The sequence below is a fragment of the Bacillus sp. 204(2023) genome (assembly GCF_037027505.1).
Taxonomy (GTDB): domain Bacteria; phylum Bacillota; class Bacilli; order Bacillales; family Bacillaceae; genus Bacillus; species Bacillus subtilis.
Genome location: NZ_JAXCHE010000007.1, coordinates 174,615 through 194,441, shown reverse-complemented (window position 1 = coordinate 194,441; position 19,827 = coordinate 174,615). Strand labels below are relative to the sequence as shown.

Below are 19,827 nucleotides of genomic sequence, written 5' to 3'. Positions count from 1 at the left end.
CATCCCCTCAAAATTGACCAGTCGACCAGACTGGTTCTTTCTTTTTGTCTACTTAGGAAAAATTGGTTCTTACGACGCATTTTTACTTAAAAACACTTAATAACATTGAATGAAATTAAATAAAAACTTATAATTACTTATAAATGATTGCTGAGAAAAGGAATGAGGGCGTGTACCAAGAAGAAAGATTAGTAGCGATTTTGGATTTTTTAAAACAGCATAACCGAATTACAACGGAGCAGATCTGTACGCTCCTGCAAGTATCAAGGGATACAGCGCGACGAGATCTTGTGAAACTTGAGGAACAGAATGCCATCATCCGCACAAGAGGCGGCGCCATTTTGCCGACTGTGCATCAGAAAATTCAAAGCTATTCCGGCCGCCTGAAAACAGTGTCTGAGGAAAAAAATAAAATCGGCAGGCTTGCAGCATCGCTTATTCATGATGGTGATCGGGTGATTTTAGACGCCTCTACAACTGTTCAGGCATGTGCAAAGCATTTGAATGCGGTTGATTGTACGGTAATCACCAATTCCATTAATCTTGCGGATGTGCTGTCCGATAAAGAGGGAATTGAAATTTATCTGCTGGGAGGCAAGCTGGAAAAGGAGCACCGCTTTCTGTACGGGTCCTCTGTGATTGAAAAACTCTCAAGCTACCATGTTGATAAAGCGCTGATTGGTGTGGTCGGTATTTCCGAACATGGCATTACAATTGCGCATGAAGAGGATGGCATGGTGAAGCGGAAAATGATACAGCAGGCAAAGCAGGTCATCGCGCTTGCAGACCATTCTAAGCTGGGCAGCACCAGTTTTTATCAGTATGCGGAACTGAATGAAATCGACCTCTTGATTACAGACAGGCTGCCGAATCAGGCATTTTGTGACTTGCTTGACCGAAACGGCGTTGAGCTTCTCGTGACAGAGCAGGATGAAGGAAAGGACTGACAAACGTGAAATTAATTGCGATTGATTTAGATGGAACCTTACTCAACAGCAAGCATCAGGTAAGCTTGGAAAATGAAAACGCACTGCGGCAGGCGCAGCGGAACGGTATTGAGGTGGTGGTGTCAACTGGGCGCGCTCATTTTGACGTCATGTCAATCTTTGAACCGCTGGGGCTCAAAACATGGGTCATCAGTGCGAACGGCGCCGTCATTCACGATCCCGAGGGTAGGCTTTATCATCACGAAACGATTGATAAGAAACGGGCGTATGACATTCTCTCATGGCTTGAGTCGGAAAACTATTATTATGAGGTATTCACAGGTTCAGCGATTTATACGCCGCAAAACGGCAGAGAACTTCTTGATGTTGAGCTGGACAGATTCAGAAGCGCAAATCCGGAAGCGGATCTTTCTGTCCTTAAGCAGGCGGCCGAGGTGCAATACAGCCAATCGGGCTTTGCTTACATTAACTCCTTTCAAGAGCTGTTTGAAGCCGATGAGCCAATCGATTTTTACAATATTCTCGGCTTTTCTTTCTTCAAAGAAAAGCTTGAGGCAGGCTGGAAAAGATATGAGCATGCCGAAGATTTGACGCTTGTCAGTTCGGCTGAGCACAACTTTGAGCTTTCTTCCCGCAAAGCTTCCAAGGGGCAGGCGCTGAAGAGGCTTGCAAAACAGCTGAATATTCCGCTCGAGGAAACCGCTGCTGTAGGTGACAGTTTAAATGACAAATCGATGCTGGAGGCTGCGGGAAAAGGTGTAGCGATGGGCAATGCCCGGGAAGACATCAAATCGATAGCCGATGCTGTCACCTTAACCAATGACGAACATGGTGTCGCACATATGATGAAACATTTGTTGTAAGTATATGTGCTGCCACAAAAGCGCATCCTGTTGATAACCGGCGTAACGGATTTTTTGGAAATTCGGCGTGACGGCTATGAACGGAAAAAAGCTGGCTCTTTTAGAGCCAGCTTTTTTAGTCATGATTATTGCGCTGTAGCGCTTAATGTAAACAATTCTTCAAGCTCCTGTGTGGAAAGCTCGGTAATCCAGTTTTCACTTTGGATAATTTGATCGTTCAGGGTTTGCTTGGATTCAAGCATGACATCAATTTTTTCTTCGATTGTTCCCGTCGTAATCATTTTATGAACGTGGACAAAGCGCTCCTGGCCTATGCGGTATGCACGGTCAGTCGCTTGATTTTCAACCGCCGGGTTCCACCATCTGTCATAATGGATGACGTGATTGGCGGCGGTCAAATTAAGTCCGGTGCCTCCAGCTTTGAGTGAAAGAATCAGTGTCGGATATTCTTTCCTTTGAAATTTCTCAACGAGTGTATCCCGCTCTTGCTTGGAGAGACTCCCATTTAAAAATTGCACAGGTTCCCCGAACGTTTTTTCAAGCAGCCGCTTCATCATGTTCCCCATCTGAATGTATTGCGTGAAAATCAGGCAGCTTTCGTTTTGGGCGCGGATCGCTGTCATCAGTTCCAGCAATTTTTCGAGCTTGACTGATCTGCCGGCCAGCAGCTCGGTTTGCTCTTCCTTTAAATAAAGCGCGGGATGATCGCATATTTGCTTGAGCCGTCCAAGCATGCTGAGGATCAGCGCTTTTCGCTGCATGCCGGTCAGGGATGTCATATGGTCAAAAGTGTCTTTGACGAGCTGCTCATAAAGGGATGCCTGTTCGGCTGACAGCGGGATAAATTCTTTTTCTTCCAGCTTCTCAGGAAGATTAAGCGCGACCTCTTCATCCCGTTTCGTCCGGCGGAGAAGGAATGGCCGGATTAATTGCTGAAGCTGTCCGATTCTCTTTTCGTCCCGGTCTTTTTCGATCGGCAGCACATAGCGTTTATGGAAGCCGGTCAAACTGCCGAGGTAGCCTTTATTCATGAAGTCAAAAATAGACCACAGCTCAGTCAGTCGGTTTTCCATCGGCGTGCCGCTCAGCGCGATATGGTGAAGACCCTTCAGCTTCCTGATTGCGCGTGACTGCTTCGTATGCGCGTTTTTAATATTTTGCGCTTCATCAAGGCAGATCGTGTTCCATGTCACAGAAGAAAGCTCTTCAGTATCGGCATGTGACAGACCGTATGAAGTGAGCACCACGTCTGCGTTTTCATAATGCGCGGCGAAATCATCACCCTTTGGCCGGCGCGGCCCATAATGGAGCGCGACAGACAGATCAGGGGCAAAGGTTTGAAGCTCCCGCTGCCAGTTGCCAAGTACGGATGTCGGCGCAATAATCAAATGAGGCGTTTTTTGCCGGCCTATTTCCTTCACGTGAAGGAAATAGGCGATCATTTGAATCGTTTTCCCAAGCCCCATATCGTCAGCCAGACAGGCGCCAAAACCGCTTTCCCGCAGAAACAGCAGCCAGTTCATGCCGTATTTCTGATAAGGGCGGAGCGTTCCTTTGAAAGAAGGACTGACTTCGTGCTCCGGCAGGTTTTCCGCGGCAGTGAGCTTTCGAATCAGTGACCTGAGCTGTTTAGACAGATCAAACTGAATGCCGGCAAAAGCGGATGTATCAATCAGATCCGAATCCTCAAGTCCGCCATCCTGCTGATCCATTAGCTCGCGCGCCAGAATATCAGACATGTGGAGTCCCTCTGATTCTGCTTTTTCCATCAGGCGTTTCATCTGTTTGATAAACTGCGGATCGATTTTAACCCATTGCCCGCGGATATTAACAAGGCGCCTGTTGCTGGCGACAAGCTCATTAAATTCAGCCTCAGTCAGTTCAATTCCATTTGTCGCAAACCGCCAGTTGAAATCAAGCAGTGCATTCATGCCGACAAATGACTCGCCGCGCGGGGAGGACGACACCTTTGCTTTCAGCATCATGTTGTTGTCTCTGACAATCTGCCACCAGGATGGCAGGAGGATTTCTACCCCCATATCGACAAGCGTCTCACTTGCTTCTGACAGGAAGATCCAGGCTTCTTCCTCCGAGATCAGCGTTGTCCCAGAATCAAACGACAGCCACGGAACCGTTCTGTGAAAGCGGTCCTGCTCACGCGCGATTTTATCGCTGTACGCCTGCCACGATTTTTTGAGGCTTTTCAGTCCGTCAAAGAATTCTACAGCGCCGCTCTTTTTATCGCGTAAAAACATCTCGATCTTCCATTCGTCTCCGTCAAAGTCCGGTTCATTTAAGCGCAAGCCGACAGTAAATGGAGATTGGTCGTCAATCCAGCCAATGCCTTCTAGAAAATCCTCTTCATCAAGAAAATGGCCGCGGAATGACGTAACCGCAGGCGATTTCTCCTTGATATGTTCCCATTTCTCCCGCAGTTCATCGTCGTATTGGATGTAATCCTGTACGGCAGCGGAAAACCATTCCGCAGTAAAGCCTTCCAGTATATTATCGCGGTCCTTCCAGCGAAAAACACCGTTTGTCCATGCGTCATAGTCAGGCAGAAAATCGCCGTCCGCGATAAATTCATAGATGGTCGAGGCCGCCTCGATCAGCGGCTCCGTTTCTTCTGTAAGCTGCACGGAGCTGAATGAGTTGAACGAGTTTTTGCCGAGAAGCTCTACAGTCATCCATGGAGATAGCAGGACAGCAGTCGTCCCGATGAAGCTGACATCCTCTAGAAAAGTTCCGTAAAATGAGGATTCATGCCATTGGAACAAATGCTTTTTCATATGGCTGTAGGGAAGAGGCTGCTCATTCTCATCAAAGGCTGAGAGCGTAAATGACCCATCTTCCATTTGTTCGACGTGGATGAGAATTTCTTTAAGACTCGCCATCAATCAACTTTCCTTTCTGCAGTTCTTCTTGAAGCGCACGCAGGCGCTTGTAATGCGAGCTCAGCAGCTGAATATACCGCTCCCACACCTTCTGCTTTTTCGCTTTTTTGTACAGGGTGCGCAATTTTTTCAAATACCGGGCGGCTTCCTTGTACGAGCTGCGGTTCTTCTGATCAATGAAAAAAGCCACTTCTCTATGGTAAGCCGGTATAAGCGCCTCAGGGTCGCTCGCTGCAATTTCCTTGAGCATCATTTTATCCATTTCATTGATGGAAAAGCCGACAAGGCTATGAATTTCAATCCACTCGGCATAGCGTTTTTTTTCATATAAATGATGGCTGTATTCTGTGAACGTATACGGCAGACAGCCCGCGGCAAAGCGCTCAAACAGCGCTTGATCATTGGTTTGCTTCACATAGGCATTCAACAGAAGGAACAGCTCGCCGATCACATCGCGAATCTCTTTAAACGGCTTATCCAGCTTCGTATAACCCATCGCAATTGGTTCAATTTGCTGGTACCATATTTTAAGCCGTTTCCAGTCCTTCTTGGCAGTCATTTCACTCAGCCATTGGAACGTATAAGGGAGCGCTTCCGGCGGGAATTGATCCGCTTCCGCAAAAATAACGTCATCATTCTTTTGCAGGAATTCCAAATGCAGGCGCCCGAATTGCAATTCGGGAGAAAAACGCCGTCCAGCTTCTTTTTTCAATATCTCCTGTTCGCGTGCCACCCATTTTGGCCGCGACAGCAGCGCACTCCAAATTTCACCGAAGACGCGGATGCGTTCATATTGGAAAATTTCTTCTTTCAACAGCAAAGGTCGGATAACATCCGGTGTTTTATCCAAAAACGGATCAAGCGCAAAAGACAGCGCGTACGTTTTTAATTTATCAATAGAGCTGTAGATTGTATCCATCAGCTGTTCAACGTACGGATTGAGGGAATAAAAATCCTGTTCGGGGTTCAGCTTGCCCGCTTCAATCAATGTGAACATGCGAAGCCAAACCGCAATCGCGGAATGAATCTGGTACAGGCTTTTCAGCTCCGGCTTGTTCGGCGCATGTTTTTTTAATGCGGACAGGTAGCCGTAATAGAGGCCCTGCATGTTTTGGCTGCCTTCTGGCGTACGTGCCTGCCAGAGAGAAAACTCTGAATCAAAAAAAGCAAGCCAGCTTGAAAGCGATTCTTCATTAGGCAGCACCTTTTCCTGAAACTGGCGGCGGACGAGCTCTTTGCTTTCCTCAAGCTTTTCCCTCTCGAGCCAATACTCTGTAAAAGTACCCACTCGCTCGAACATTGCATATACATATAAAAACACAGCCAGCATATGGCGGCAGATTCTTCCGGACGGACATGAACAGCCGCTTTTGACTATGACAAACAAGTTCAATGTGACCCGCACAGGCACAACATCCTGCACGTAAGCCGTAACTTCCGTCGGACTCACTGCTTGTAAACGATAGACTGAATCCTGCCGATATAAAATAAGGGCTTTTTTGATCAGCTGAACATTTTCCTCATTGTAAGGAAGAAGTTCTTTTAACTGTTCAGCTGATGCCAGCACATCGTCTTTGGAAATCATATTCTGAAGCATGATTATCGCTCCTAACCGAGTCACGTAATAAAAAGATCCAATTTCTCTATTATATCGCAACACATCGGCCTTAAAAAGTTTTTCCTAAAAAAGGACATAAAAAATGGGATGTGTCGAATGATGTATTAGAGATTGCAAATTGATAACCAGCATCATATAATAATCGTGTTTTCAACTTAATGGAAGCTGAAAGGAATAAAAAGATGAGTGAAAAGAAATTGAATCAAGAAGAATTTCTGAAAATTTTGATGCATGCACATGAAATTGGTGAGCAGTCATCTGAGATGACGACGAAGGAAATGCTTGAAAATTTGATTTCTCATATTAAAAATGGATATGCAACATAAAAATCCCGCACGCCTTTAGCGGGATTTTTTTATGCGAGATGACGTGACTGCCCGAATAAGAGAAAATGAGACAGCGCTGTCAACACAGTAAATATAGCGCTTACATAAAAAGTGCTAACAAAACGTATTGTAAAAAAATGTCGAATTATGTCACGTGAAAAGCTGGAGAAATGCGGTTTCAACGTTGTATAATCGTAGATGGAAAAGGATGTTATAAGAGATTTGGAGGTATCATGGGAGAATCTACAAGCTTAAAAGAGATATTATCAACGTTAACAAAACGCATACTTTTGATTATGATTGTAACCGCAGCTGCCACTGCTGCCGGCGGACTCATTAGTTTCTTCGCACTTACACCCATCTATGAAAATTCAACTCAGATTCTGGTCAACCAATCGAAAAATGAACGAAAAGAAGTCCAATTTAACGATGTCCAAACCAATCTTCAGTTAATCAATACGTACAATGTCATCATTAAGAGCCCTGCCATCTTAGATGAAGTCATTAAAGAAATGGGCCTGCCGATGACATCCCAAGAACTGAATGACAAAATTACCGTATCCAGCGAACAGGACTCCCAAGTGGTCAACATATCAGTCAGGGATGAAAACGCGGAAACAGCGGCTCATATTGCCAATACTATAGCATCTGTTTTTCAAGACAAAATCACATCCATTATGAATGTTGACAATGTCAGCATTCTGTCAAAAGCCGAGGTTTCAGAACATCCGTCCCCCGTATCGCCAAAGCCGCTTCTAAACATTGCCATCGCGTTTGCGGCCGGATTGGCGGGAAGCATCGGACTGGCCTTCCTGCTTGAGCATTTGGATAATACGATCAAATCGGAAGAGCAGCTCGAATCCTTGCTGGACATACCTGTTTTAGGGACAGTTTCCACCATTGCGAATGAGCAGAAAGCAGCAAAGACCTTACAGGGTTTCCAATCTGAAAAAACGGGGAGTGGGCATTTTGGCGCTTAGAAAAAGCAGAGACTCGCGGATGCGGAGAAATGTCATTGCAATGACAGAGCCGAAATCCTTGAACTCTGAACAATATCGGACGATTCGCACGAATATAGAATTTGCTTCAGTGGACCGCCAGATGAAATCAGTCATGATTACATCGGCTTGTCCGGGGGAAGGAAAATCAACAACGGCCGCCAATCTGGCTGTCGTATTCGCCCAACAGGGAAAAAAAGTGCTCCTGATTGATGCTGATTTGCGGAAACCAACAGTACATACGGCCTTTTTTCTTGAAAATACGGTTGGCTTAACATCTGTTTTATTAAAGAAAATCTCAATGGAGCAGGCTGTACAAGCATCGTATGAAAAACATCTTGACGTGCTGACGAGCGGCCCGATCCCGCCAAACCCGGCCGAGCTTCTCTCCTCGAAGTGGATGAAGGAGCTTGCATACGAAGCGTGTGCGGCATATGATATGGTCATTTTTGATACGCCGCCTATTCTTGCCGTAGCAGATGCACAGATTTTAGGCAACGTGGCAGACGGTTCTGTTCTGGTTATTTCAAGTGGGAAAACAGAAAAAGAACAAGCCGCAAAAGCGAAAGAGGCGCTTGAAACGTGCAAAAGCAAGCTCCTTGGGGCGATTATAAACGGCAAAAAGCTTTCGAAGCACTCTGAATACGGATATTACGGAAACAAGGACAATTTCATGCAAAATAAATAACGTGCATCGTGCCCGTTATTTATTTTTGCGAAAAAAGGGGGCTAGGACATGATCGATATTCACTGTCACATTCTTCCCGCATTGGATGACGGGGCAGGTGATTCGGCCGACAGCATAGAAATGGCAAGAGTCGCTGTTCGTCAGGGAATCCGGACGATCATTGCGACACCTCATCATAACAACGGTGTGTATAAAAACGAGCCAGCCGCAGTCAGAGAAGCAGCAAATCAGTTAAACAAACGTTTAATCAAAGAAGACATTCCTTTACATGTGCTTCCGGGACAGGAAATCAGAATCTACGGCGAGGTGGAACAAGACCTTGCCAAACGGCAGCTGCTTTCGCTGAATGATACAAAATACATCTTGATTGAGTTTCCGTTTGATCACGTTCCCCGATATGCGGAGCAGCTTTTTTATGATTTGCAGCTGAAAGGATATATTCCGGTTATCGCCCATCCTGAACGCAACAGGGAAATTCGCGAAAACCCGTCTTTGCTGTATCATCTTGTGGAAAAAGGAGCAGCATCTCAGATTACTTCAGGAAGTCTTGCGGGGACCTTCGGCAAGCAGCTGAAAGCATTTTCTCTCCGGCTGGTTGAAGCCAATTTGATCCATTTCGTAGCCTCAGATGCCCATAATGTGAAAACGAGAAATTTTCACACTCAAGAGGCTCTTTATGTACTAGAGAAAGAATTCGGCTCGGAACTTCCTTATATGCTGACGGAAAATGCAGAGCTTCTCCTGCGGAATCAGACCATCTTCAGACAGCCTCCGCAGCCGGTCAAAAGAAGAAAATTGTTTGGTCTTTTTTAACAGCCGATTCTCATTTCACCACTTTCTTTTTGAGAGCGATATAATAGTGTATTGTATGGTTGAATCACATTTCAGAAATCTGTACAGGCTGTACCCGACAGGCTATGCGGGAGATCATTCGCATTCATGATAGGATGTTCTCATACGATATTACGGAAGCTGCAAAGCAGCAATTTAACTGTTGGAGGGAAACAATGAATATAACAGTCATCGGAACAGGCTATGTCGGTCTTGTGACAGGTGTTTCTCTTTCTGAGATTGGACATCATGTAACCTGCATTGATATTGACGCTCACAAGATTGATGAAATGAGAAAGGGCATTTCCCCCATATTTGAACCAGGTCTTGAAGAGCTGATGAGAAAAAATACAGCTGATGGACGGCTGAACTTTGAAACGAGCTATGAGAAAGGCTTGGCGCAGGCAGACATCGTTTTTATAGCGGTCGGCACACCGCAGAAAAGCGACGGGCACGCCAATCTGGAGCAAATTACAGATGCGGCCAAACGCATCGCAAAGCATGTCAAACGAGATACAGTCGTGGTAACGAAAAGCACAGTGCCCGTTGGGACAAACGATTTGATTAATGGGCTGATCACTGAACATCTAGCGGAGCCTGTCAGTATTTCGGTCGCATCCAATCCAGAATTTTTGCGTGAAGGGTCGGCGATCTATGATACCTTTCATGGTGACAGGATCGTGATCGGGACGGCCGATGAGAAAACCGCAAATACGCTGGAGGAGCTCTTCCGTCCGTTTCAAATCCCGATTTACCAAACGGATATCAGAAGCGCCGAGATGATCAAATATGCCTCAAATGCTTTTCTGGCCACTAAGATCAGTTTTATAAACGAAATTTCGAATATATGTGAAAAGGTCGGCGCCGATATTGAAGCAGTCGCGTACGGGATGGGACAGGATAAGCGGATCGGGAGCCAGTTTTTGAAAGCGGGCATAGGCTACGGCGGCTCTTGTTTTCCAAAGGACACAAACGCCCTCGTGCAAATTGCCGGCAATGTCGAGCATGATTTTGAACTGCTGAAATCGGTTATAAAAGTCAACAACAATCAGCAGGCGATGCTGGTTGATAAAGCGCTGAACAGGCTCGGCGGGGTGACGGGAAAAACGATTGCCCTTTTAGGCCTGTCATTTAAACCGAATACGGACGATATGAGGGAAGCGCCGTCAATTGTTATTGCAGACCGTCTCGCTGCGCTCGACGCCCGTATCAGAGCCTACGATCCCATTGCAGTTAGCCATGCAAAGCATGTTCTCCCGCAAGCTGTTGAATATAAAGAGACGATCGAGGAAGCTGTCAAAGGGTCTGACGCCGTCATGATTTTAACCGACTGGGCTGACATTAAACAATTCCCGTTAGCGGCTTATCAGGATTTGATGGAAACGCCGCTCATATTTGACGGCAGAAACTGCTACACATTGGATGAGGCTTTGGCTGCAGGAGTGGAGTATTATTCTGTCGGACGGAAGGCGGTAGTTCCGTCAGGTGCAATTCAATAGTTGAAAAAGAAAGGCTGGTTGCGCACCAGTCTTTTTTTCATCTATTGCGGGGTGCTGAATACATTTGCTACTATTTAACTATTGTTTGGAAAATTATACAGAAGTAGGGCTTCTTTAAACAATCGTTTGAAAAACATTAGAAGAAAACCAGAAAATAAAACCTTCCAAAAATAATTGGAGATGCCGGAAAAGGAGAGAATCTGATGAATCATTTGCCTGAAAAAATGAGACCGTACCGCGAATTGCTGGAGAAATCAGCGAAAGAATACGTGAAATTGAATGTCCGAAAAGGGAAAACAGGACGATATGACAGCAAAATTGCCGGTGATCCCTATTTCCCCAAGCATGAAACATACCCGACTGATGAAAATGGACAGCCGATGAAGCTTCTGGCACAGATTAATTTCTCGCACATTCCCCAGCTTGACGGCTACCCTTCTTCAGGTATCCTGCAGTTCTACATTTCTGTTCATGATGACGTCTATGGATTGAATTTTGACGATCGATGTGAACAAAAGAATTTCAGAGTGATCTATTTTGAAAATATCGTAGAAAACGAAGACGAGCTTGTTTCTGATTTTTCATTTATCGGCACAGGCGAATGTGATTTTCCAATTTTATCAGAAGCGGCAGTCGAGCCTGTGAAATCTTCGGAATGGGTGCTGCCTACAGATTTTCAATTTGAGCAGTATACAGGCATGGAAACAATGGAGTTCTTTGGCCAGTTCGGCGAGGATGAAGAAGATGTTTACAATGAACTGGCTGAAAACGGATTTGGCCATAAAATCGGCGGATACGCTTCTTTTACCCAGCATGATCCGAGGGAATACGCATATAAAGAACACACCATCATGCTTTTACAAATTGATTCAGACGATGATATCGATTCAATGTGGGGAGACGTCGGCATCGCCAATTTTTTCATCACACCTGACGATCTAAGGAAAAAAGACTTTTCAAACGTTCTGTATAACTGGGACTGCAGTTAATACAAGCTTTTGATCCAAAGGGTCACACCTGATGCCAATAGGATCAGAAGCGGAAATAATATAAGCCAAATGACAAAATCAGACGTGCCCGAACCGATGAAGAACATAAACATGAACAGAGGCAGATCAACAACATCTGCCTCTTTCAAGTGCCTTTATAACTATGACTTTAGGTGATTTCATTTTAAAAAACGTTTTCATTAGCTGTATAACGAACAAAAACAAGATCAAATACCTACATTCCAAGAGCGTTATATGCCTAAATTAAGCCATTTACCCTATTTAAGCTGCCTTCTGGCTATTTTAAAATATAATATATGGAAATAAAGTATGGAAAAGTCTATCTTCATCAGCCCCTCCATACGACTTTTTGAGTATTAAGAGGTGATTCAGATGGGTTATGAAAGTATGCTGGCGGATATCAAAAGTTCGCTCAACGGAAAAATTTCCGACGTGGAAGACAAGATTGAAAAGCTGAAAAAAGCAAAAAAGGACATAGACACACTGCAAGAAGAGGCAATCACTGAAATCAAAGAAATTGTAAAACCGGAATTGGGCAAGCATTGGACGGGAACAAAAGCCGATGATTTCGACAAGGGAAGAGAAGAGGCGAAATCGGAAGCATCTAAGATTGTGAATGATAAATATAACGAGTATATGGCTTCGATTCAAAGCAAAATATTCTGGCTTGAGACAGAGAAATTTGAGCTGAATTTGACAAAAAGTGCAGCGAATGCCGCAGGCGACCTTCTTGCTAAAGGAGAAGATTTCGTAGAAGAAGCAGGAAGACAAATTAGTAAACTAAAATGGTGGTGATCTTTTTTTATGTCAGAAATTAAGCTGAAGTACGACACAGTCATCAAAACATTAGATTCTGTCAAAGATGCGCTTGCTGACGTAACAATCGGCGCCGCGGGGTCCAATGGAAAAAATAAACTCGATTATACGAAAAAATATCATGAGCGTGAGGAGAACATCAAAACCATGCTCGGAGATTACAAAAAAGCGGTACAGAAAAATATCGAGGATACAAAGGATAACGTAGATTCACTTAAAGAGCAGGACGAGGCGATAGCGGTAAAATAGAACAGAAAGGGCAGTGCGATGAGTAAAGTATTTGAATCAAAATCTTTAATCGAAGAAGCGAAGAGCAGAAAAAAGCAATATGAGACGCTTGAGGAGCAGCTGAATACGCTGAAAAAAGCGTTTCAGGGAGTTGCAGATTTAGGCGACAATTTTAAAGGAAAAGGCGCGGACAATATTAAAGATTTTTTTCAGGGGCAGGCGGAAATCGTAGACAGCTGGCTGACGCTTGTCTCTGCTCAAATTGCGTTTTTAAACGGCATTTCAGGAGATATTAAAGATCAAGAACTCAATGATTCATATGTGGAAACTTCATTTTTGGATCATGAGCTGCCCAATGGCGACCTGAAAGCTTCAGAGATTGTCTCCGCTCATAAAGAAGAAATCGATTCTATTTTGTCAGGCATCAGCGATATTATTGATCTCGACATGTACACGCTTGACGACTATGCAGATAAGATGGGCGATGCCCAAAAAATCAGACGTGATACAATCACAGCTGTCGATAAGCTTGATGAATCCCTGACCACTGAATATCAAAATTTAGAATCTCTGGACAACGCAGTGCTCACCAAATATTCTGTTCTCATGCAGGCCACCAGCAATGGGAAGAGCGCATCCCCTATGTACTATGACAAAAAAGCCTTCCACAGCAATGAAGTCTACAAAAGCGTGATTGAAGTAGAAAATCAAGGAACAACCTATATTGATGCAAAAGCCCAGCAAGCAGAAGCAAGACGTCTCCAGGAAAAAGCCGAGGAAGAAGCAAACAAACCATGGTACGAAAAAACATGGGATGGAGTTTGCAACTTTACTGGAGAAGTCACTGGCTATTATGATTATAAAAGAGCAACTGAAGGCGTTGACCCGGTTACCGGAGAAAAACTCTCCACCGCAGAACGTGTGACAGCAGGAGCTATGGCCGCAGCCGGATTTATACCAGTCGTCGGCTGGGCAGGCCGCGCCTTCAAAGGCGGAAAAGCCATCTACAAAACCGGAAAAGCAGCTATCGCTGCTGAACACGCATTAGATGCCTACAAAACAGGCAAATCCTTAGACATTCTAAAAATGACAGAAATGGGCGCATACGGCCTTGTAGCATCAAACGGATTCTCAGAAGCCGTCACGGGACGGGATATGTTTGGAAACAAAGTGTTTGAGGAGAAGCGGAAGCAAGGGGCGCTCGAAGCGGCATTGAGCTTGGTTGGAGCCAGTGCATTGGCGAAACACATTGATAAAGGCATCCCGCTTGCAACCCATTCAAAAGTCCAAAAAGCTAACAAGACATTAGAAAAAGTAAAACAATTCAAAGTCCCAACAAACGTCCGCGTGTACGCAGAACGCCCTGTAACTCCGGATGGCTTCACATTCGGAATCCCGACAGTCCGTGTCGATGTGGAAAAGACGGCTGTTAAGGATCTTGGGATTGTGAAAATGGTTAGTGATGGCGGTCGTAAGGGAAGCTCTCATAGTCCTAACATTTCTAAAAATCACGATAAAGTAGCGCACGATGGATATTATGGTCGTAAAGAATTTAGAACGATGCTTAATAATGCTTCGTTTACTCCGCATGGCCATAAACATGTTAAAGCTAAAACACCTGAAGAAGCAAAACGTTTTAGTATGACAGGTAAAAAAGCTGCTCAGTACTTACCAGATGTGAATAACAAAGCTTTAGAAAAAGAGGCACTTCTAAAAGGTCATATTATTGATAATGGAAATAACAACTATTATTTCATTTATGATGCAGGAAAAACAGTCGGTTATGATCTAGGTACACCAACAAGCTGGATTAGAGCGGAGTTTTCTGGTGGTGAATATCATGGTCATCCGATTGCTGGAAGTCGATTAGATAAGTATTTAAAACAACTTGGTATTGATAAGTAATAGGAGGCTTTTATGAGAAAGATAAAAAAAATGCCAGAAATAAGTTTACAACCCTTAAGGATTCCAAAAGGATGGACCATAAATCAAAACAGTTTTAGAGAAATTGATCCGAAAAACCTAGCACCAGACGATGAAAAATGGTTGTTTTTTTCACAAGATTTAATGCAATTAACATACTCTCGTAAAAATTACTTACTTGATTTAGGTTGGTATCCAGATGCGGATGCTAATGGATTTTATCAACTAGTTATGATGCAAAATGAGGATTGGGATCAACCCATATATGAATTTCAGACAAATAGCCATATTGAAATAGTTAAAAATATAGAATTTATATTAAACAAAGTTACGAATAATGAAATGTAGTTAAACATTTAATTAGAACTATTAATAAAGTTTGCAGAACCTGGAGTTGTAAGTTTTCAAACAATTTTCAAAGTAAAAATGAATACAAAGAAAAACAGACACTAGTTAACAGGAGGTAGGATTGATTTTAGATGCATGTTAAACAAATACATTCTTTCAACCTAAACAGAGAAGAATTTGTAAAAACACAACAATCCCTTATCCATAAAATCAACCTATCCCCCTCCATCCACCTAGACTCCATCAACACCTGCGCAGGCGTCGACCTGGCCTATTGGGAGCAGGATGGAGAACCGTATGGGGTGTGCTGTATTATCGTGATTGACGCTGATACAAAAGAAATCATTGAAAAAGTGCACAGCATGGGGAGAATCAGCGTGCCGTATGTTTCCGGTTTTCTTGCGTTTCGTGAGCTGCCTTTGATCATCGAGGCGGCGAAAAAGCTGGAGACGGAGCCGGATGTCTTCTTGTTTGATGGCAACGGATATCTGCATTACAACCATATGGGCGTTGCCACCCATGCGGCTTTTTTTCTCAATAAGCCGACGATTGGGATAGCGAAAACCTATCTCAAAATCAAAGGCTGCGATTTCGTGACGCCTGAAAATGAAGTAGGTGCATACACTGATATTATCATTGACGGCGAGGTATATGGACGGGCGCTGCGAACGCGGCGGGATGTGAAGCCTATTTTCTTGTCTTGCGGTAATTATATTGATTTAGACAGCAGCTATCAGATCACGATGAGCTTGATCAATCAAGAAAGCAGGCTGCCGATCCCTGTCCGCCTGGCTGACCTTGAGACGCATGTTTTGCGAACGTTTTATCAGAAAAATCACGTGTAAAACTTGCAGACCGGTATCTGCAAGTTTTTTCAATGATTCCTATATACAGGACAATCTGTGAGAATGAGAGGAACCATATATCAAACGGCATTTCTGGGCCAAAATAAAAAAGCACCTTTCCAGGTGCTTTTTTCTATAAATGAGGGATCACAAGGCCCCCATATAAAAACGCCGCGATAATCAAAAATGCCGGATGCATTTTGAATTTTGTCATGGCAAGGAGCGAAATTCCCGCAATCACGATCGATTGGACCCAGCCGATCGCTTTGATGCCGTCTGCGCCGATTTGCCAGGTAAGAATGAGCATCATGACCGCGATGACAGGCTGGACGGACAGCGTCATGCCTTTGATGACAGGTGATTGGCGGAAGCGCTGGATGATGCGCAACAGGACGATCAATGCGAGCGCCGACGGTACGACGGTTGCGATCAGGGCAATTAGAAAGCCGGGCCACCCGCCTGCGCTGTAGCCGACATACGCAGCGATTTTCGTGGCGATCGGGCCCGGCAATGCGTTCGCAAGTGCGAGCATATTTGAGAATTGATCGTTTGAGAGCCAGCTGTATCTGTTTACGACTTCTTCAAACATTAGCGGGATAGACGCAGGTCCGCCGCCATATCCCAATAGGTTTGCGATAAAAAACGCCATAAATAAATAGATCGATATCATGAGGCTGACATTCCTTTATCTTTTGAATGTTTATTTGTGATTTTGTCTTTCAGTTTAAAATGAAACGCCCCGTACGCTAAGAAAATGATAATGACCAGGCCGGGATTGATCTGAAACGTTTGCAGGCCGATAAAAGCGATGATAAAAAACAGGATGCCGGTAACCCAGCCGAAACCTTTAAGCGCTTTTTGGCCAAACTCGTACGCCATGATTCCGAGCATTACCGCAATTACCGGCGTGACGGCACCGATCATACCTGCAACAATTGCTGAATGGCTTAACACATTTACAGCCGCAAACAAGCCCACCATCGCAAGACATGTAGGCAGAATGTGGGCGAGGGTCGCCACAACTGCACCTAATGTGCCTTTTAGCTTAAAGCCCAGATAAGCAGCCATTTTGGTGGCAATCGGTCCGGGAAGCGCATTAGCGATTGCTAATATTTCTCCGAATTCATCATCGTCAATCCATTTATACTTATTGACCGCTTCATGGCGGATCAGCGGAATCACGGAAGGTCCGCCGCCGAAACCTAATATGCCGGTGCGAACCATTGCGGCCGTCATATCCCGATAAGGATGGTTTTTCATTCGTTTCTCTCCTTTACAGCTTCATTCCCATACGGCTTTTGTATCGTTTGATCAGCATCTGGCAATCAACACTGACGACGCCTCGCAATGGATACAGCCGTTTTGTTAAAAATTCTTCCATTTCTTGATCGTTGGCAAAGATCCCATGCATATGCAGCTTGCTCGGGCCTGTCATGTGATAAAGGCTGGTGACCGCAGGCTCTTCCTCAAGCTTAAGAGCGACCTCTTCTAAAAATTGCGGTTCTACCTCGACATTGAAAAACACGGAAACATGAATGCCGATTTTAGCGGGATTGATGACAGCGGTGAATTTTTCAATAACACCGGCTTCAATTAATTGGTTGATACGGGCCTGGACGGCGACCCGTGACAAATCGACTCTTTTGCCAAGATCCGTATAAGAAATTCTGCCTTCTTCATGCAAAATCGTGAGAATTTGTTTATCAGTCTCATCAAGTACAAGGTTGGGGATTTGATATTCATGACTCAATTGCTCCACCTGCTTTCGTAGCCTTTTAGCCATCATTTTATCATAAAAAGTTACGTTTCGAAATAATAATTTTTCATTTGTTTTCGAAATGGATGCGAAAACATCTTATTATTTGCGAAAAGAAGAAAGTTCGTCAGTTTTTCTGCCGGATCAGTAGATGTGAAAAATCAGGCTCCCTATACTGAAGAAAATTTCTTAAAAAAGGGGACTTGTGATGAACAAATCTGTCATCGGTACAAAGCAAATGGTCGTCAGTCCGCATTACCTCGCTTCTCAAGCCGGAAACCGCATACTGGATAAGGGAGGCAACGCGTTTGACGCCGCTGTTGCGGTGAGTGCTTGTCTTGCGGTTGTGTACCCGCATATGACCGGACTAGGCGGGGATTCCTTTTGGCTGACCTTTCACCAGGAAACAAAGGCAGTAAAAGTCTACAATGGCAGCGGCCGTTCAGGAAAAAACGTAACGAGAGATGTATATAAGGGAAAAAGCGCGATTCCGCTGCGGGGAATTGACAGTGCCATTACCGTGCCGGGAATGGTTGATAGCTGGGATGCGGTCCTGAAGGAGTACGGGCGTCTGTCTCTTGCAGATGTATTGGAGCCCGCACGCGATTATGCCCAAAATGGGTTTCCTGTATCAGCTGATCAGTGTCGTCACACAGAAAAGAATATTGAACTGCTGGCTTCCACGCCTTACACGGCTGACATCTTCACGAGAAGGGGCAAAGCACCTGTCCCGGGAGAGCGGTTTGTGCAAAAAGAGCTTGCAGACAGTCTGAACTTGATTGCTGAAAAAGGAAGAAGCGCATTTTATGAAGGAGATCTCGCTCAGCGGATTGTCTCACATTTACAGAATAACGGCAGTTACATGACAATCGATGATTTTAAAGCGCATCGGGGTGAGTGGGCAGCGCCTGTATCAAGTGATTATCGAGAGTACAGTGTGTATCAGGCGCCGCCGAATTCTCAGGGATTTACCGGTTTATTAACACTGAACATTTTGGAAAACTATGATTTCACCCAAATCGAACACGGTTCATTTGAGTATTATCATGTGCTTGTGGAGGCGCTGAAAAAGAGTTTTGTAGATCGGAATGCCTTTTTGACTGACCCTGCGTTTGCTGACATTCCGCTTGAAAGGCTTTTAGATAAAAATTATGCGAAACGATTGGCGGGAGAAATCGGCTATCTGGCAGAACCGGCAGAAAGCAGGCCGGTGGGAAGTGATACGGCATATGCGGCCGTAATCGATGCGGATGGCAACGCAGTGTCATTCATTCAAAGCCTGTACTTTGAATTTGGCTCGGCAGTCACTGCCGGTGGTACAGGCATATTACTGCAAAACCGCGGATCATTTTTCTCACTGGATGAAAATCATGTCAACACGCTTGAACCGAGAAAGCGCACCTTCCATACGTTGATGCCGGCTATGGTCTGTAAAGGCGGAAAGCCAAAAATTCTGTACGGCACACAAGGCGGCGAAGGCCAGCCGCAGACCCAGACGGCCATCATTACCCGAATGCTGGACTACGGAATGCATCCACAGCAGGCAATCAGCGAACCGCGCTGGGTATGGGGCAGAACGTGGGGAGAGGAATACGAAGGTCTCAGAGTCGAGGGCAGATTCACAGACAAAACAATCCAAAAACTGAAAGACAGCGGGCATCTCGTGGAGGTTGTCGGTGACTATGATCCGCTGATGGGACACGCTGCTGCAATCAAAGTTGATGAAGAAGGCTTTCTCCAAGGCGGAGTCGATCCTCGGGGGGACGGAGCGGCTGTGGGGATTTAAATAACTATAGGGTACAAATATAAATCAAAAGCATAAACATAAGGGAGACCTCTACAATGTGGTACATATACTGTTTATCTTCAGGTCTATAATGCCACTCCATAAAAATTCGTATTGAGTCAATCACAATAAAAAATAAAAGAAGCAAATATTCAACTGGAAAAAAGGAGAGTGAAAACACAAACAAAATAAGTAAAGTGATTTCGATCCATTTGTGTGTATTGCTGACATGCTTATATCGCCAGCCGGATTTATCAATACCGTATTTTTTCTTTATAAAAAATTGAGAGGCGAGACTGATGGTAATAGCGATCAGCATTAAAATCCAAAAGTTTGTCATTCCAATTCCTCCTCATCTACCTTTATACGAAGAAAAAGGAAAAACGTTTCATAAAAGAACACCCCGAGCTTACTCTGGGTGTTCTTTTTTTTGATATTTTTTCAGTTATTT

The 19,827-nt window shown here is 44.6% G+C and carries 21 protein-coding genes; 15 read left to right on the top strand and 6 right to left on the bottom strand.

The window, feature by feature from the left end:
* Positions 1 to 170: 170 nt before the first annotated feature.
* Both glcR and ywpJ read left to right on the top strand, forming a co-directional pair.
* On the top strand, positions 171 to 947 hold the full coding sequence (glcR, locus tag WA279_RS15345) for a transcriptional regulator GlcR (RefSeq protein WP_003244075.1): 777 nt from the start codon (positions 171 to 173) through the stop codon (positions 945 to 947).
* Positions 948 to 952: 5 nt separating this feature from the next.
* The gene (ywpJ, locus tag WA279_RS15340) at positions 953 to 1,810 is read left to right on the top strand and encodes a phosphatase YwpJ (RefSeq protein WP_336155905.1); all 858 of its coding nucleotides are present in this window, start codon (positions 953 to 955) and stop codon (positions 1,808 to 1,810) included.
* Between the two features lie 125 nt (positions 1,811 to 1,935).
* On the opposite strand, the gene WA279_RS15335 is transcribed toward ywpJ, so the two are convergent.
* Both WA279_RS15335 and WA279_RS15330 read right to left on the bottom strand, forming a co-directional pair.
* Complete coding sequence (locus WA279_RS15335) at positions 1,936 to 4,704, bottom strand: DEAD/DEAH box helicase (RefSeq protein ID WP_336155903.1); 2,769 nt, start codon at positions 4,702 to 4,704, stop codon at positions 1,936 to 1,938.
* On the bottom strand, positions 4,691 to 6,301 hold the full coding sequence (locus tag WA279_RS15330; RefSeq protein WP_151870004.1) for an SWIM zinc finger family protein: 1,611 nt from the start codon (positions 6,299 to 6,301) through the stop codon (positions 4,691 to 4,693). Before WA279_RS15330 ends, WA279_RS15335 begins: the two co-directional genes overlap by 14 nt.
* A gap of 203 nt (positions 6,302 to 6,504) precedes the next feature.
* Between WA279_RS15330 and WA279_RS15325 the strand changes: the two genes are divergently transcribed.
* The 12 genes from WA279_RS15325 (at position 6,505) to WA279_RS15270 (ending at position 15,834) form a co-directional block, all read left to right on the top strand.
* A complete protein-coding gene (locus tag WA279_RS15325) occupies positions 6,505 to 6,648 on the top strand; it encodes a hypothetical protein (RefSeq protein WP_003242876.1) in 144 nt (47 codons plus the stop codon).
* A gap of 233 nt (positions 6,649 to 6,881) precedes the next feature.
* Complete coding sequence (gene tkmA, locus WA279_RS15320; protein ID WP_336155901.1) at positions 6,882 to 7,628, top strand: protein-tyrosine kinase activator TkmA; 747 nt, start codon at positions 6,882 to 6,884, stop codon at positions 7,626 to 7,628.
* Positions 7,618 to 8,334 (top strand): tyrosine-protein kinase PtkA, encoded by a 717-nt coding sequence (gene ptkA / locus WA279_RS15315; protein ID WP_336155900.1) that lies wholly within the window; start codon positions 7,618 to 7,620, stop codon positions 8,332 to 8,334. Before tkmA ends, ptkA begins: the two co-directional genes overlap by 11 nt.
* Positions 8,335 to 8,382: 48 nt before the next feature.
* Positions 8,383 to 9,147, top strand: coding sequence for a tyrosine-protein phosphatase (locus tag WA279_RS15310; RefSeq protein WP_336155899.1), 765 nt, complete (start codon positions 8,383 to 8,385; stop codon positions 9,145 to 9,147).
* Positions 9,148 to 9,341: 194 nt separating this feature from the next.
* A complete protein-coding gene (gene uglF, locus WA279_RS15305) occupies positions 9,342 to 10,664 on the top strand; it encodes a UDP-glucose 6-dehydrogenase UglF (protein WP_336155896.1) in 1,323 nt (440 codons plus the stop codon).
* 203 nt (positions 10,665 to 10,867) lie between these two features.
* Positions 10,868 to 11,653 (top strand): YwqG family protein, encoded by a 786-nt coding sequence (locus WA279_RS15300; protein WP_336155895.1) that lies wholly within the window; start codon positions 10,868 to 10,870, stop codon positions 11,651 to 11,653.
* A 69-nt stretch (positions 11,654 to 11,722) separates the two neighbouring features.
* Entirely contained in the window at positions 11,723 to 11,830 is a 108-nt protein-coding gene (locus WA279_RS15295; protein ID WP_335449769.1) for a hypothetical protein, read from the top strand.
* Between the two features lie 216 nt (positions 11,831 to 12,046).
* Positions 12,047 to 12,469: a YwqH-like family protein gene (locus WA279_RS15290; RefSeq protein WP_010332155.1), complete on the top strand. Its 423-nt coding sequence runs from the start codon at positions 12,047 to 12,049 to the stop codon at positions 12,467 to 12,469.
* Between the two features lie 9 nt (positions 12,470 to 12,478).
* On the top strand, positions 12,479 to 12,739 hold the full coding sequence (locus tag WA279_RS15285; protein WP_014478191.1) for a YwqI/YxiC family protein: 261 nt from the start codon (positions 12,479 to 12,481) through the stop codon (positions 12,737 to 12,739).
* A gap of 18 nt (positions 12,740 to 12,757) precedes the next feature.
* Entirely contained in the window at positions 12,758 to 14,623 is a 1,866-nt protein-coding gene (locus WA279_RS15280) for a ribonuclease YeeF family protein (protein ID WP_336155892.1), read from the top strand.
* A gap of 12 nt (positions 14,624 to 14,635) precedes the next feature.
* On the top strand, positions 14,636 to 14,989 hold the full coding sequence (locus tag WA279_RS15275; RefSeq protein WP_014481129.1) for a hypothetical protein: 354 nt from the start codon (positions 14,636 to 14,638) through the stop codon (positions 14,987 to 14,989).
* 131 nt (positions 14,990 to 15,120) lie between these two features.
* Positions 15,121 to 15,834 (top strand): endonuclease V, encoded by a 714-nt coding sequence (locus tag WA279_RS15270; RefSeq protein WP_336155890.1) that lies wholly within the window; start codon positions 15,121 to 15,123, stop codon positions 15,832 to 15,834.
* Between the two features lie 133 nt (positions 15,835 to 15,967).
* On the opposite strand, the gene chrA is transcribed toward WA279_RS15270, so the two are convergent.
* The 3 genes from chrA to chrS are packed head-to-tail and all read right to left on the bottom strand — an operon-like array spanning position 15,968 to position 17,584.
* A complete protein-coding gene (gene chrA / locus WA279_RS15265) occupies positions 15,968 to 16,504 on the bottom strand; it encodes a chromate resistance efflux protein ChrA (RefSeq protein ID WP_021480764.1) in 537 nt (178 codons plus the stop codon).
* On the bottom strand, positions 16,501 to 17,094 hold the full coding sequence (gene chrB / locus WA279_RS15260; RefSeq protein WP_335449762.1) for a chromate efflux transporter subunit ChrB: 594 nt from the start codon (positions 17,092 to 17,094) through the stop codon (positions 16,501 to 16,503). Before chrB ends, chrA begins: the two co-directional genes overlap by 4 nt.
* A gap of 13 nt (positions 17,095 to 17,107) precedes the next feature.
* On the bottom strand, positions 17,108 to 17,584 hold the full coding sequence (gene chrS, locus WA279_RS15255; RefSeq protein WP_014478181.1) for a chromate efflux transcriptional regulator ChrS: 477 nt from the start codon (positions 17,582 to 17,584) through the stop codon (positions 17,108 to 17,110).
* Between the two features lie 214 nt (positions 17,585 to 17,798).
* Between chrS and ggt the strand changes: the two genes are divergently transcribed.
* Entirely contained in the window at positions 17,799 to 19,376 is a 1,578-nt protein-coding gene (gene ggt, locus WA279_RS15250; protein ID WP_336155889.1) for a gamma-glutamyltransferase, read from the top strand.
* A gap of 4 nt (positions 19,377 to 19,380) precedes the next feature.
* On the opposite strand, the gene WA279_RS15245 is transcribed toward ggt, so the two are convergent.
* Positions 19,381 to 19,716: a DUF4181 domain-containing protein gene (locus tag WA279_RS15245; protein WP_014481121.1), complete on the bottom strand. Its 336-nt coding sequence runs from the start codon at positions 19,714 to 19,716 to the stop codon at positions 19,381 to 19,383.
* Positions 19,717 to 19,827 lie beyond the last annotated feature (111 nt).